Source organism: Bacillus sp. B.PNR1, assembly GCF_030386235.1.
In the GTDB taxonomy this organism is placed as follows: domain Bacteria; phylum Bacillota; class Bacilli; order Bacillales; family Bacillaceae; genus Bacillus; species Bacillus stercoris.
Genome location: NZ_JANYMN010000003.1, coordinates 79,586 through 94,817 on the forward strand (window position 1 = coordinate 79,586; position 15,232 = coordinate 94,817).

A 15,232-nucleotide genomic window follows, 5' to 3' on the forward strand; every position below is an offset into this window, starting at 1 on the left:
GCATTTAGGCATTTCTTTTCCTTCTAAAATACCAGAGGGCAGATCCAATTAACAATAATCCAAAACCAAAAAGAAGAATATTATAATGATTTGTCGCCGTATCTGGAAGCTCTTTTCCGGCATTGGTCTTTTCACCTGTTTTTTCTGGCGTTGGTTTGCTTGGCTTAGCAGGTTCATTTGGTTTCTCAGAGCCTTTCGATACAACATTCATTTCTGCTTTTGGCTTATCAGGATTATCAATACCGCTGCCATTTACAGTTGCCACGTTTGTAATCGTTTTGCCTGCAAATCCCGACTCGATTTTTGCTTGGAATGTTACAGCCCGCCACTCAGTGTCAGTGACATCGCCAAAGTTAGCAGTAACCTTGCCATCCTTGAACGTTGCTTCTCCGCCGTTGCTCGCTTTCAAGCTGCCCTCGACATACTTCAATCCGGCTGGAAGATCATCTGAAATCACCAGATTTTCTACTTTACCGTCGGATACTGTATTTCGGGTTTTAATGGTGTAGACTACCGTATCCCCTGCTTCATACTTTTCCTTATCTGCATCCAAGTTCTTCACTGTTTTTTCAGATTCTAAAACAGGATTTCGCGGATATACCTTCACTTCATGGCTCGGTTTGTCAGGGGTCTTGATATTGTCACTGCTGATGTTTGCAGTGTTAACGATATCTTTACCTGCTTGACCAGACTTCACTTTTGCTTCAAATGTTACAGAGTGCCATTTCGTATCGGTCACATTGCCAAACTCTCCTGACGTCTTACCGTCGGCATAATATCCATGATCATCGTCTTGATCATCACTTACTGCTGTACCATCCACTTTCAATGTCCCTGCAACATATTCTAATCCTTCCGGAAGAGAATCCGAGATGACAAGATTTTTAACAAGGCTGTCATCAACCGTGTTCCGGGTTTGAATTGTGTAAAGAAGCGTGTCGCCAGATTCCGGATGGTCCTCATCTTTATTTCCATCAGCTTTTTCCTTAATGGAGGCTGTTTTCTTTGATTCCAGCTTAGGATCTTTCGGGTCAACTTTGATGTCTGTTCCTGGTTTATCTGGTGTGTCGATGTTGCCGCCGTCAACGGTTGCCACGTTTTTAATCGTTTTTTCCGCATATCCGGACTCAATTTTCGCTTGGAATGTCACAGTACGCCACTCAGTATCAGTCACGTCACCAAAGTTAGCTGTGATTTTGCCGTCCTTAATGGTTGCTTCTCCACCGTTACTCGCTTTGAAGCTGCCTTCGACATACTTCAATCCGGCTGGAAGTTTATCTGAGATAACAAGATCAGTTACTTTACTGTCTGCTACTGTATTTCTTGTTTTGATCGTGTAAACAACCGTATCTCCCGCTTCATATTTACCTTTATCTGAATCGAGATTTTTTACTGACTTTTCTGATTTCAAAACTGGATCTTTCGGAGAAACCTTGACCTCTTGGCTTGGTGTATCCGGTTTATCAGTATTGTCACCGCTAATGCTAGCCGTATTGACAATATTTTTGTCTGCTTGACCTGATTTTACTTTCGCTTCAAAGGTAACAGTATGCCATTCCGTATCAGTCACATCGCCAAACTGGCCTGATACTTTGCCGTCTGTCACGTCACCTTTATCATCATCACGGGCATCACTGACTTCTTTATTATCTACTTTTAGTGTGCCAGGAACATATTCTAAGCCTGCCGGCAGTTTATCTGTGATGACAAGATCAGTTACTTTACTGTCCTTAACTGTATTTCTTGTTTTGATCGTGTAAACAACCGTATCTCCTACTTCATACTTCTCTTTATCGGAATCCAGATTCTTTGCTGTCTTTTCTGACTCTAACACTGGATTTCTTGGAGAAACTTTAACTTCATGGCTTGGTTTGTCTGGTTTATCAACATTGTCACCTGTGACGCTGGCAGTATTCACAATTTTCTGATCAGTTTGCCCAGCTTTCACTTTCACTTCAAAGGTAACAGTATGCCATTCTGTATCAGTCACATCACCAATTTGACCCGACACTTTGCCGTCTGTCATATTACCTTTATCATCATCTTGGGCGTCGCTGACGGCTTTATTGTCTACTTTTAGAGTTCCAGAAACATATTCTAGTCCCTCTGGAAGTTCATCTGAGATGACAAGGTTTTTCACCAGACTATCCTCAACTATGTTTCTTGTCTGGATTGTATAAAGAAGGGTATCTCCCACTTGTATCTGATTCTCTTCTTTATTGCCCTCTGCTTTTGCTTGAATACTCGATGTTTTCTTTGACTCTAAGTCAGGGTTCCTAGGGTAAATTGCGACTTCATGATTCGGCTTATCCGGAGTCTCGAGATTACTGCCGGTAACACTAGCCGTATTTTGAATTGTTTCGCCAGCTTGGCCAGCTTTCACTTTCGCTTCAAATGTAACTGTATGCCATTCTGTATCAGTCACATCACCAATTTGACCTGACACTTTGCCGTCTGTCATATCGCCTTTATCATCATCTTGGGCGTCGCTGACTGCTGTGCCGTCTACTTTTAAAGAACCCGAAACGTATTCTAATCCATCCGGAAGTTTATCTGAAATGACGAGATCTTTCAGCAGACTGTCCTCGATTGTGTTTCTCGTTTCGATTGTATAAAGAAGGGTATCTCCTACTTCTGGATGTTTCTCATCTTTATTGCCCTCTGCTTTTTCCTGAAGACTTGCGGTTTTCTTCGATTCTACATCCGGCTTTCTTGGATAAATCTCAGTATCATTGCTTGGCTTATCTGGTGTCTCGATGTTACTGCCAGAAACGGTAGCCGTGTTCTTAATCGTTTCACCAGCTTGACCAGCTTTTACTTTCACCTCAAAGGTAACGTTATGCCATTCTGTATCAGTCACATCGCCAATTTGGCCTGACACTTTGCCATCTGTTACGTCACCTTTGTCATCGTCTTGGTCATCGCTGACTGCTGTACCGTCTACTTTCAGAGTGCCTGGAACATATTCCAATCCATCTGGTATCGCATCTGAGATTGTAAGAGCTTTTACCTCACTGTCTTCTTCTGTATTTCGTGTTTGTATTGTGTAAAGAAGCGTGTCTCCTACTTCTGGGTGATCAGGATATTTGTTTCCTTCCACTTTTTCCTTAATTGCTGCTGTTTTCTTTGATTCTAAAGCAGGGTTCCTAGGATAAACTTTAACTTCATTATTTGGCTTATCCGGTGTTTGGATATTATCTCCTGAAATGCTTGCCGTATTGATAATATCCTTTCCTGCCTGACCAGGCTTCACTTTCACTTCAAAGGTCACATTGTGCCACTCAGTATCGGTTACATTACCAATCTGTCCTGACACTTTGCCATCAGTATATTGTCCTTTGTCGTTATCCTGATCATCACTGACAGAGGCACCGTCTACTTTTAGTGAGCCCGGAACATAGTCTAAGCCTTCCGGCACCGTATCCGAAATGGCAAGGTTTTTCACTTGACTGTCTTCAACAGTATTTCGGGTTTGAATCGTGTAAAGAAGGGTATCTCCCACTTCTGGGTGATCTGCATCTTGGTTTCCTTCCGCTTTTGCCTTAATAGCAGAGGTTTTCTTTGATTCAAGTACAGGATCTTTAAAAACAACCGGAGTTGTTACTTCGTTTGATTCGGTTTTTTTGCTTGTATTCGTTAATAAACTGTCATAGTTTATTTGCGCTTTGTTAGAAATTTCCTTACCGACATAACCTGTCTTGGCTTTCACTTTAAACTGTACAGTCATCCCATTAGGCAAGTTGTTCGTGTTAGGTAAATCTCCTAATGTAATATTTACTTTATTGCCATCGAAATTGCCTCCATCACCATCGGATGCATCAGTTAAATTCTTTGTTGTCGAACCGTTAATTAATTTTAATGATCCAGGAACATATTCAGTTCCCTCTGGAATTGCATCGGAAAAGCTTGCATCAGCAGCAACGTCTCCGCCTTCGTTTTTGATTTGAACCGCGTATGTAAGCTCATCCCCGGGTTGTACCTCTCCCTGTGGTGAAACTGTCTTATTTGCAGTCACACATGGTTCTGTTCCAAGGAAAATATCATCCAAAAAGTTGCCGGCTCCTATATTTCCAGACGCTGTACTTACAGCTTCAAAACCGAATCGTGTTGTCGTTTGGCCTGCTGGGACAGTATAAGAACCTGTATGAGTTCCCCATGCAGTTCTTCCATCAGAAAATTGTTTTTGAACCACCGTACTGTATGGATTGCTAGTAGCTGCCCCAATACGAACCTGCATGGTGTCAACACCTTGTCGTCCCATATGGGATAAACGCCAATAAATCGTTTGTCCAGGCGTTGTTTTCACGTCTTGATACAACATGCCATTTTCAAAAGCGTTTAATTCAGCCCAGCGATTGCCATCCGGAGGTGCTGGCCAATTTTTCACAACAGCCGGAATATTCTGTGCATAGTTCCATATTTCAATTGCCTTATCAGTAGTTTTCCAACTAGGAACTTCAGACTCATAGTAATAAAGACCCGAACCATCATATGCAGATCCTCTTGCAGCACCTTGTTCAAAGCTTCCGTTAATCAACGCAACAGGAGCTGGGCAAGTAGTATCTGCACTTTGAGTTACCTCTGTATTATCTTCAGCATGAATATGATTCGGCAAAACAGTCAACACATTGCCAGCAACCAATAACAAGATTGCAAAAATCATTAGGGTTTTCCTAAGATTCAGTATGTAAGATTTAGGCACAAAGCCCTTTCTCATAAACTCTCACTCCCAATATTTAATTTTTTTATGAAACTACCTCCCGATAAATTTGCATTAATCGGAATATTCGTTCTTTATATGACCTCCTCTCGAATTAAATATATATAACAAATACACCTTTTACAAGGTGACAAAATATTCATATATTTGACACAAAATAAGGTTACATTACAAAAAACATCAAGTATTTGTCGTAATTTGTAAAGGGTATTTAGTACTTTTTTGTTTTAATTTTCTTGAATTCCTAGTTATAAGCGTTTTGTGCATATAACTCTCATATGTGCCAAATCGTGCTTGTTAAAAAGCAGGGGTAAGAAGAAGAACATGCCATTGCTTCAACATCATCAATATAGAGAAATTTGATTACTCTGATGCAAAAACCAAAAAAAGATACCATATAGTTTGGTATCTTTTTTAGTAGTTCAAGTCCCTCAATATTGTAAAAGAATCATACCTTTTCCAAAAAATTATTTATGACTAACCATCAACTTACAGCCAAGAGCAATAAATACTGTTCCAGATACTTTATTGAGAATATGATTGAATCTTTTGTTGTCTTTAAGTGTTTTTGTAGCAATCGTTGAAAAATACGTTACTAAGATGTACCACACTAAGGCTATAACGGCGAAGATGCTTCCTAAAATAAGAAATGACAATGACACAGTCGACCCTGATGTTGATGCAAACTGAGGCAAAAACGATAAATAGAACAGAATGTTTTTAGGGTTAGCGATATTTGTAATAACCCCCTGGATATAATGTTTTTTAAGCGTCTCATTAGCTGTATCCTTTAAAGTTATTCCGTCACTTTTCTTAAGAAGTGCTTTCATTCCAATGTAGATCAAATATAGCCCACCTACTATTTTTATAGCAGTAAACAGAACAACCGACTTCGCTAAGATAATGGATAATCCGACAGTAGCAAGTATTGTGTGAACAAAAGCGCCGGAAGCAATTCCAGCAGATGCAGCAAAACCACTAGCTCTGCCGTTCGAGATGCTTCTGCTTAATACAAACACAGCGTCTATGCCAGGAGCAGCTATAAAAACAAATGATGACAATACAAACAAAAAAAGATCATGAATTCCAAACATAAATTTCAACTCCTAAAATTCCACATTTTATCTAGCAAATTTCAATAACTAAATGTCAATGAACCAAATTTTTTGCACAACTCCATGCTAAAAACTCACAACAGTTTTAAAAATCGTTTCCGCCAATCCTCTGCGAGAGCATCGATTTTCAATATTTGTTCAACTGATTTTTTATCCTCTTTTTGATGAAACAGAACTTGCGTGGCAGAAAGTACAGATATGTCACATGGGTCCTTTTCAACAAGCTCTATGTCTGAATGAGACTCAATCGTCCCTTCTTGGAGCACCCGAAAAAAATAACCGGTTAGACATGTTTCAACCACTTTCTTCAGAAAATCTCTCTCTTCATTGTATTTCGATATAGTTGCACATGGCACTCTTCCTTGTGTTACTTGAATGACGGTACCACCTATTCTATACACATCACCTATACAAACCTGTTCTTCCAACATGCCTATTGCAGTAATGTTTTCTCCAAAAATAGGCGGAGTCATTTTTTTGTTAAACATTCGTTCCCAGTACGCATAATGCTCAAATGGATATAAACATACTGCTCGATCAACGCCGCCGTGAAATTTGTGGTTTGCAACATCATCACCAACAATGCCGGGTTTTTTCAGCTCAATAGATGATACAGTCGACTTGCCTATCGCGGACATTTCTTTTCGATGATTCCAATCATATTCCTTAGGTTTTCCAACAGCTAAATGAATGATTTGTCTATTCATGATACCCCTTCAATCGACATGAGTTAGTTTGTCCAGTATTCAATCAAGATCTCACTCGTTATTTGACTTACATACAGTTTCTTTAAGCGCACTAATAAAAGCATGGGTTGCAGCACTCAAATATTTATCTTTTCTATAAACAACTCCAATTTCACGAGAAAGATTAGGTTTTAAAATTGGAATGATTCTTATATGAGGGTGATTAAGGTACTCTAAATAAGGTTTAGGAAGGATTGTTACTCCTACCCCTTTCAAAACCATATTGATTAAAGACTGCATGGTTGTAATTTCAAAAATCGGCTTCGGAAGAAATCCTAAGTCTTTACAAGCTTCATCTATAAGATTCCTAATAAAATACTGTTGAGGGAGTAAAATTGAGGGTGTTGTCTTTAACACCTCTACATCTAACATATCCTGATTCTCTAACGGGTGACCTTCAGGCACTGCAAAAGCCATTTCTTCTGTGGATAAAGAAATTGATTCTAATTCATCGCCTTTCATAGGCAAGAATACAATTCCCAAATCCAACTTATTTTCTATGAGTTGTTTGTGAATGTCCCCAGTACGCAGCCCAAAAACGGATATCTTCACACCAGGGTATTTTTGATGAAAACTCAGTAAAGTAGGCGTGATCAGGTAATCCTCGACTGTCAGCAAAGTGCCAACCAAAATTGTCCCTCTTTGAAGTCCATTTAATTCATCTATTGAGGTCTTAGCCTGTTCTACCTCATAAAAAATTTTGCGAGTATACTGTAATAGAAGCTTTCCTGATTCAGTAAGTGCTGTTTTTTTACCAATACGATCAAATAAAGGAGTGCCAATTTCATGTTCTAATAGCTTAATTTGTTGACTTAAAGAAGGCTGAGAAATTCCTACTTTTTCAGCTGCTCTTGTAAAATGAAGTTCTTGGCATACTGCATAGAAATATTCAAGTTGTTTTAATTCCATCTCGCGCCTCCTTTAGGAAATGAATAGTACTTTATAGTCTGTCTCTATTTGATTGACTTTAAACTCGAGCCCTTGATTGGCACATATTCGTTTTTCGCTGCCCTTATTCCCGAGATCAAAACAATTACTGAAGTAAAAACTAACATATATAAAGGAGCCGTCCAACTATGTGTAACGTCATGTAACCAACCAAATAAAACAGGCCCTATAGCAGACAGAAGATAACCTAAAGATTGAGCCATACCTGAAAGTTCAGCTGCCTCGTTCGCATTTTGAGTACGCAGGCTAAAGAACATCATAGCTAAACTAAATGCACATCCAATTCCGATTCCAATTATGATCATCCATAAAGGCATAAGAAGTGTATCCCCATACATGATAGCAACAAACCCAAAAATTAACAGAGAAGCAGCTGCAGCTACTAATAACCGCTGGCTTTTTAAACGTCCAGCTAAAATAGAAACGAGAAATGTTACAGGAAGCATAGCAAGTTGCATTAAAGACAACGTCCAGCCAGCTTCATGAGTGTTTACCCCTTTTTCTTCAAGAATTTCAGGTATCCATGTAATCACTGTGTAGAAAATGAAAGATTGAAACCCCATAAATAACGTCACATTCCACGCTAGCCTAGAACGCCATAAGCTGATGGATTTCACTTCCTCTCCTGTTTTTTCAACCTGAACAGACTTTTGTTGATATTGCAGTTGTGGCAGCCAAATAAAAATAGCGAGCAGAGATAAAAGCCCCCAACATCCAAGAGCCCCTGACCATCCCAAACCTAAAGATGACGAAATCGGAATACTTATACCAGAGCCAACAGCTCCAAATAAATTCATAGATACTGCATAAAGTCCTGTCATCATACCTATTTGTTTCATAAAGTGATATTTGATAAGACTGGGTAATAAAACATTGCCAATGGCAATTGATGATCCGATTAAAATCGTTCCTATAAATAATGTTTCTATTCCAACAAACGAACGTATTCCAATCCCAATTGTTAATATCACTAAAGACATCAATAGGGTTAACTCCATACCAAAACGCCGAGCTAAATGAGAAGCAAAAGGGGATAAAAATGCAAAAGCAAGTAAAGGTATTGTGGTTATGACTCCTGCCAGTGCATTAGAAATCCCCAAGTCATCACGAATTGCAGCTATTAGCGGACCAACCGATGTTAGTGAGGCTCTGAGATTTGCGCCAATTAGGATGATACCTATGATAAGCCATCCTATCCTAGGCTTTAAATCCAATTGCGATTGTCCTCCGTAATTTGTTAATTGTGAATTACCCATGATCAATATTGCCCCTCCGTATCACGCAATGACACCATTAAGTTTCAGAATGTTTACTGTTTCAACAGCATTTGTGTTTATCTGTAATTACGGCAGTGAAATCGTCACTGGTTTGATTCTTACAATTAATTGATCGGAGAACGACATGGCCCTACTTTTATTCCCAACGAGTTATAGTGGTTCTTTATATTCATTATTGCTTGACCGCTTGTAACTTCAATAATGATATCGTTTAATTTCCTAAGATCAACTGGTTGATTCAACATTAATTGATGAAATAGTTGTTTAATCTCCTTTGGATATACATTCCCAACCATACTGGACAGCCCATTACAGCCATTAAATATTTTTTCCGGAAGATTGACATCACCACCAGCAAACATCACAAAGTCATCCGGTAGTTTTGTACTTGAATGACGTTTGGCATCGCTCTCTTCTTTAAGTCCTACAAGATTTGAATGTTTTTGATTGATAAGCGTTTCAAATGATTCAGCACTTAGCTCAAATCCTGTTCTAAAAGGATTATTGTAAAGCACTACATGTTTAGTTGTGTGTTGCAGCAACTCATTCATATAGCTAATAGCCTGTTTTTGAGTTGGTTGAATATAAGGTGGGAACTGAATCAAAATGGCGTCAAAGACAGAGTCCTCAAGCTCCTTAATGAGTGTTATGGCATCTTTGGTCCTTGTTGCTGATACACCAAACATAAGCTCAACATTTTTGAATTGTTTTTGATTAAAATAATGAATAATCTGGATTCGTTCTTCAATGCTCATTGAATTTTGTTCACCAGTAGTAGCAGATACAAGAACAGAATCAATCCCATTTTCTTTTAAATAGTCCAGAATGTCATTAAAACCTTCTACAAATAAACTCTCGTCGTTATGAAATGGAGTTGGAATTGCAACATTAAAATTTTTCATACAATACCTCCGTGGTTTTTTCGGAATTAGCTTTAACAATTGTCTTATACCTTGATGGTTTCTCACAAAGTCAATTTTCAATAAAAGTATAGGTCAGCCTAACTTATAATACAATTCAATTATTTATATAGAAATGATAGGTATGGCCTATCGTTTATAATCAAAAAAATAAAGTTAAACCGACTAAATTGTTAAAAACCGCATTGAATTCACAGGACATATTTTATAGACAGAAAAAAAGAGGAGCAAACACATGGTTTACTCCTCTCATTACCTTTGGCTTCTTCTTATGGTGTTAACTTTCATAAGCTAAGACGATCCCATTCAAAAACTGCAAAAAACACCGGTGTAAGACCAATTAACATGATTTCCGACAACACATGCCGTCCTTTTAATAATCATTTATAAATATAAAATGGAAACCCCTATTGTCTAGGAGCTCCCTTATTATATTAAAGCCTCTATTCAGGAAAATCATTTCCCCCAGATGAATCAATAAATGGATTTCCATATTTATTACAAAAATTATAAAAACCATAACGATTCATATACATCATTTTCTCTATGTTCTCAGGAGTATCAAAATCAATCATCTCTAAAATCAAACTAGTAAATTCAATAGGGGCGGTTCCATTTGCGGTAACCAAATTTTTATCTCTTACTGCTTGTTTCTCTACAAAACTGCTAATCGGTTTATATTGTTCATAATCCTTCCATAAGTAAACTAAATTACCTGTATGGCTATGATTATTCAGCAAACCATTCTTCGCCAAAAAATCCACTGCACCGCATATCGCTGCTATTGGAATGTCTTTTTGAAATGCAGTTTTTACGAAATGTAAAAGTTTTTTATTATCATTACTCCAAGAATCTCCGCCAATCATAACAAGTAAATGAAAATTCGCAGGTTCTAACCCAATTATGTAATCGACAGATGTTTTAAAACCACCTATAGAACTGACAATAGGGTCTAAAGAAACAGTATGAACCGACCAATCTTCTCTTTGATTTAATGCTGATGCTAAGTAAGCAACTTCCCAATCTGCATACTTGTCTAATATAAGAAATAACGCCTTTTTCATAACTATGTACCGCCTTAGATTATAAGTTTTTTATGATCCAATCTTTTCGATTTCCGTATCTTCCAGTCTCCCACAATTTGAGGCGGGTGAGTGCTATAAAGAGGAGTGTTTATCATGTTTATCACATCCCTTTAATCTTTACGTAACGTTTCATCTTGCTTCAATACTCATACGATAATATTCATCAGAAAGCATTAAATCTCCTTGTTCATGAAAATAATCAGCGGCTTCAATTGATTATATAATCTGTAATCTCCAATTTGTTTCGTTTTTCAAGGAATAATAATGAAGGATACTACATAATGTAACACCCTTCTTTCCCAACTTTATGACTTTTAATTTGCTTGCTGTGTTTGTTTTACTGGATCTTTGCTAAAAAGCCCAACAATGTTCCACAAGACAATTGCAGAAGCTATTATTACACGAGTGGTACTGACTTCTTGGTTAGTTAATAATTTATAACCATATATTGATCCTAATGCTACTATACAAAAAACATTGAACCATTTACTCCAACGCAATTAAAAAACTCCTTTTTAATTTAATAATTACATCTCCATACAATCTATCTACATTTATAATAGTACCAGTATTTTATTGAAAATATGTAAAATTTTTCAATATCTAATCTTAAATATTTCTTAACTCATTCTACAAATCATTACTTTCACACTTGTTTCGTTGGCAAAATAAAAAGAAGACTACACGTTGTAACACCCTTTTTATGCTTTGACTTCCATATAAACTTTTGAGCTTGACATTCAACCGCCCGGCTAATATCTTGTTTTTTAGAATGTGCAGCGATACATAGAAAAACTATATTAGCAAGAAAAAACATGTTATATCCAAGATTCCTCAGACCAGGGATTTTACTTCTGTATAATAAAAAATCACTTTGTCCTTTATAAAGACAAAGTGATTTTAAAATTAACTATTAGGTAAATCTACTTTTGCAGGAGTACTAGTCCAAGGTTTGCCCATTTTCTTTTTATGAGCTTTATCTTCAAAAAATTGAACTGTAGCATACTGATACCAGCTATCAGTCATTGCCCCTTTTTCATATAAATCATATTTATAATACGCATCAGGGATTTGTTCCTTAGCCCAATAAGAGAATAAAATTGTGGCAGCCTTACTTCCCCACCCTAAGCCAGGGACAATACCGACTAATGACATTGTAACTGATAACGCATTTTTAGCTGCTTTTGTATGCCCAGATAAAGTCCCCACATAATGGTATCCCTTTTTAGGTTTTGCAGCCTGTGTTGTGAATTCATTAGATTTGAAATTATTGTTTTCATAATTTGTTCTGTTAGCAACATTTTCATCATACTCAAAGTTTAAGCCTTTTTGTTCTATGCCATCGACTTTTACAGTGTGATCATTTCCGTTCATCTGAACTTTGTGAGATTCATTTCCACTCACATACTCAATTTCAACTAATTTCCCCTTCGATGAAATCTTTTCACTTTTCATTTTGTAATGTTGTGCTAGTTCTTCGTAAGAAGGGGTTGTCTTAGAGTCCTCCTTAGCAGAAGCGTAACCTGCAGGTAAAAGTGAGCCTAAAGTCAATGATGCAGCCATAACACAAGTAATAACTCTTTTCTTTCTCAATTAAAATCCTCCTTGTGTTACACCTTAAGAATCTGAATTACTAAATACTTGCTTAATTTTATAAGCAATTACAGCGAGGTATAAAATTGCAACAAACACTAAAACTCCAGTGCCATAATCAGTTTTTGCAACTAGAAAAAGACTTAACAAACCGAAAATAATATACATTACAATATCAAATATATTTTTCTTGTTGTTCATTTAAACTCCCCCGTTTAGCAATTGATTCCAGGTGCATATTTGATTGCAGCCCCAGTGTATTAAATACTTACAATTTTGTCCAATCCGAACTCTCTGGCAATATTACTTTAATCATATCGCAAAATAATTTTTTAAATTATTTTCAGCACACCTACTCTAACATGATTCTTTTTTGATTTACATAAAAAATCGAAAAATTGAGTCATTTTTCCTTGGAGAATGACTGTGTGTAAATCTTAAAAAGGACTATTCATTCATTTTGAGAATTAGAGATACATACGCCAATTATTAAATTTCCATTAAAATCCTTTTCGAGTTTATTAATAATATAAAGAGGTAATGAAAATGTTCAAAAAGAAAACAGTTAGACCAAAATTAACTGAACTTAATGCCAAAGGAACACCTTTCAATAATAAAAGTGATAAATTTATATCTTCCGTTCAATTACATGCTCTCTAAACCTGTTCTATGTAGGATATTGTTTTTTGAATTATTTGGTTTGGGGATACAGGGGAGTATCAAATATAATAAGTGGTTTTAAATAACTGGTGAGTATTGGTTTGCATGCGATCTTCCATAGTCGTTTTTCTGCATAAAAAAATAACACCAAAGATGGTTAAACCCTTGGTATTATAGGGGTGCGGCCGAGAGAACTTGAACCTTTAGGGGTTATTCACCCCACTGGGCCCTCAACATAGTAAAAATATATCAAGTTGCAAAAGCTTTTATTCAAAGCATCTGTTTATTTTATTTATACTTATCTTCATCATTTTCATGAATTCTGGCCACATAGAGACCAAGGAGCTCTACATTTCATCAAGAAATATGTAGATTGCCCTGCTTTAATTAATTTTAAGTCCTCGCTCTATGCTCCCCTGCATCAATATTCGATGTAACTTTGAAATTAAGCTTATTAAAATCTATCACAAACCCTTATTTTCACACCACATCATTTGTTTCAGCTTCCCTTGCGAATACCGGATCAATGCTCAGCTTTAAGATAGTCAACCAATTTCTCCGCACTGTTCTTAACATCTGCTTCCGAAAGGTAAAGTGTCCCATATTGTGTAAACGCAGGGAGAAAACGCATTCCTATATAGTTAGCAGTGACTTGAAACGGTCTGATAAGCTCGCTGATCGTGATATTATATTCCCCGCCTGCTTGATAATCAGATTCCTGTGCGCCTAAGGAGATAGCTAAGAGTAGTTCTTTTCCATGCAATTTAGTTCCCCCAGTTCCATAAGCCCAGCCATGTGTTAACACATCATCTTCCCATTGTTTGAGTAACGCGGGACTGCTGTACCAATACATTGGGAACTGGAAAACGATACGCTCATGATCTACCAGGAGTTGCTGCTCTTTTTCTACATCAATGATAAAATTAGGGTATTCACCGTACAGGTCATGAACCGTAATGTCATTCTCTTGCTTTAAACGATTCATCCAGGTTTTGTTGACAACAGACGTTTCCAAATTAGGGTGTACAACGATAACTAATGTTTTCATTTGACTGATTATCCTTTCTTCGCCGATTAGTTATTATTGTCGGCAATGAATTGATTCACATTTTAAAATAGCAACTTTATTTACAGCTATTTTATCCCTTTTTATGAATTCAGGGCAACTAATTGGTCACCAAAATCAATGATGACTTAAGACATTGTTTTGTAGAAATCCGATATAACAGAATAATCCTCTGAATAATCCCAGTAATATTCCCCATCTTTTTGGCTTTTTATCTGAACGAGAAGGGAATCCATAATCAAACCCTTTTTCGATTGTATGCTTCTTAACTGTTTCATATCGCTTATCTATGTCAGATTAATTAAAAAATGCTTTATTTTCCGAAGCGCTTGTTGTTGATTCTATATGGTTTAATTTTTTGATTTTTTCTGTCAGAAATATAATTTTTATCCTTGGAAAATCCGGTCAGCTAGATCAATAATAAACAAGCTGAAGCCCATGTAATATGTGTTTTCATATTTTCACTCCTAGTACATGAATTTATTTAAAAAAATAATGAACCTATTTCAAATTAAGATTAACTGAGAACTTTATCTTTTTTCTTTCATAATGAAAAAAAGAACCTTTTTAGGCTCTTTTATTAGATATCATTCATTCTTTTTCTCACTTTCTTACTAAGCTTAAAGCCGAATCTATTTATATACTCTTCGTTTTTCACCATTATTTGATATGCCTCTATGATTGGCAAGGTACGAATCAAGATATAGACACCTACAGTTATCAAAACTACACAAACTGGATAGTAGGCAATTAAACCTGAGGCTATATGTTTTCTTTCAAGAAGAAACAAACTTTACTGCACTTTATTAAGAAACACTCTTGAATTCTCCGTATGAAAAAAAGCTAATTCACTTCATTATGAATTAGCTTTTTTGTACAATCAGGTCAGCAACATCAGCCATAAACACATCTAACATTTTTTTAGATGGCTTACTTTAGGTAAGTGGGCAGTTTGTGGGCAGTAGATTATTTAAAAATAAACACAAAAAAATACCAAGGTCGTCAAAACCCTTGGTATCATTGAGATGCGGCCGAGAGGACTTGAACCTCCACGGGTTATTCACCCACTAGGCCCTCAATAAAGTGAATCTGTGTTTTCTGT

General features: G+C 36.8%; 11 protein-coding genes and 2 pseudogenes. All 13 read right to left on the reverse strand.

The window, feature by feature from the left end; translation table 11 throughout:
* Positions 1-4: 4 nt before the first annotated feature.
* Positions 5-4,663 carry an isopeptide-forming domain-containing fimbrial protein gene (locus tag NZD81_RS17140; RefSeq protein ID WP_289861011.1) on the reverse strand — a complete coding sequence of 1,553 codons (4,659 nt, stop codon included), beginning with the start codon at positions 4,661-4,663 and terminating at the stop codon, positions 5-7.
* Between the two features lie 524 nt (positions 4,664-5,187).
* Positions 5,188-5,814, reverse strand: a complete 627-nt coding sequence (locus tag NZD81_RS17145) for a LysE family translocator (RefSeq protein WP_134976382.1) — start codon at positions 5,812-5,814, stop codon at positions 5,188-5,190.
* Positions 5,815-5,909: 95 nt separating this feature from the next.
* Positions 5,910-6,542, reverse strand: a complete 633-nt coding sequence (locus tag NZD81_RS17150; RefSeq protein WP_282373996.1) for an MOSC domain-containing protein — start codon at positions 6,540-6,542, stop codon at positions 5,910-5,912.
* Positions 6,543-6,593: 51 nt separating this feature from the next.
* A complete protein-coding gene (locus NZD81_RS17155; RefSeq protein ID WP_243572533.1) occupies positions 6,594-7,490 on the reverse strand; it encodes a LysR family transcriptional regulator in 897 nt (298 codons plus the stop codon).
* A gap of 44 nt (positions 7,491-7,534) precedes the next feature.
* The gene (locus tag NZD81_RS17160; protein ID WP_282373995.1) at positions 7,535-8,785 is read right to left on the reverse strand and encodes a CynX/NimT family MFS transporter; all 1,251 of its coding nucleotides are present in this window, start codon (positions 8,783-8,785) and stop codon (positions 7,535-7,537) included.
* Positions 8,786-8,910: 125 nt separating this feature from the next.
* A complete protein-coding gene (locus NZD81_RS17165) occupies positions 8,911-9,708 on the reverse strand; it encodes a dihydrodipicolinate synthase family protein (protein ID WP_014662902.1) in 798 nt (265 codons plus the stop codon).
* A gap of 461 nt (positions 9,709-10,169) precedes the next feature.
* On the reverse strand, positions 10,170-10,790 hold the full coding sequence (locus NZD81_RS17170; protein ID WP_282373994.1) for a type 1 glutamine amidotransferase family protein: 621 nt from the start codon (positions 10,788-10,790) through the stop codon (positions 10,170-10,172).
* Positions 10,791-10,943: 153 nt separating this feature from the next.
* Positions 10,944-11,027: pseudogene (locus tag NZD81_RS17175) on the reverse strand (hypothetical protein); the annotation flags it as partial.
* 98 nt (positions 11,028-11,125) lie between these two features.
* Complete coding sequence (locus NZD81_RS17180; RefSeq protein WP_282373993.1) at positions 11,126-11,311, reverse strand: hypothetical protein; 186 nt, start codon at positions 11,309-11,311, stop codon at positions 11,126-11,128.
* 406 nt (positions 11,312-11,717) lie between these two features.
* A complete protein-coding gene (locus NZD81_RS17185) occupies positions 11,718-12,404 on the reverse strand; it encodes a hypothetical protein (RefSeq protein WP_136654829.1) in 687 nt (228 codons plus the stop codon).
* Positions 12,405-12,428: 24 nt separating this feature from the next.
* Positions 12,429-12,605 carry a hypothetical protein gene (locus tag NZD81_RS17190; RefSeq protein ID WP_289861012.1) on the reverse strand — a complete coding sequence of 59 codons (177 nt, stop codon included), beginning with the start codon at positions 12,603-12,605 and terminating at the stop codon, positions 12,429-12,431.
* 982 nt (positions 12,606-13,587) lie between these two features.
* Positions 13,588-14,112 (reverse strand): NAD(P)H-dependent oxidoreductase, encoded by a 525-nt coding sequence (locus NZD81_RS17195; protein WP_289861013.1) that lies wholly within the window; start codon positions 14,110-14,112, stop codon positions 13,588-13,590.
* A gap of 225 nt (positions 14,113-14,337) precedes the next feature.
* Positions 14,338-14,539: pseudogene (locus tag NZD81_RS17200) on the reverse strand (hypothetical protein); the annotation flags it as partial.
* Positions 14,540-15,232 lie beyond the last annotated feature (693 nt).

Coding starts and splice junctions, on each gene's coding strand:
- NZD81_RS17195 (WP_289861013.1), bottom strand. CDS start 14,112: ATGAAAACATTAGTTATCGTTGTACACCCTAATTTGGAAACGTCTGTT.
- NZD81_RS17170 (WP_282373994.1), bottom strand. CDS start 10,790: ATGAAAAAGGCGTTATTTCTTATATTAGACAAGTATGCAGATTGGGAA.
- NZD81_RS17140 (WP_289861011.1), bottom strand. CDS start 4,663: ATGATTTTTGCAATCTTGTTATTGGTTGCTGGCAATGTGTTGACTGTT.
- NZD81_RS17145 (WP_134976382.1), bottom strand. CDS start 5,814: ATGTTTGGAATTCATGATCTTTTTTTGTTTGTATTGTCATCATTTGTT.
- NZD81_RS17165 (WP_014662902.1), bottom strand. CDS start 9,708: ATGAAAAATTTTAATGTTGCAATTCCAACTCCATTTCATAACGACGAG.
- NZD81_RS17150 (WP_282373996.1), bottom strand. CDS start 6,542: ATGAATAGACAAATCATTCATTTAGCTGTTGGAAAACCTAAGGAATAT.
- NZD81_RS17155 (WP_243572533.1), bottom strand. CDS start 7,490: ATGGAATTAAAACAACTTGAATATTTCTATGCAGTATGCCAAGAACTT.
- NZD81_RS17160 (WP_282373995.1), bottom strand. CDS start 8,785: ATGGGTAATTCACAATTAACAAATTACGGAGGACAATCGCAATTGGAT.
- NZD81_RS17190 (WP_289861012.1), bottom strand. CDS start 12,605: ATGAACAACAAGAAAAATATATTTGATATTGTAATGTATATTATTTTC.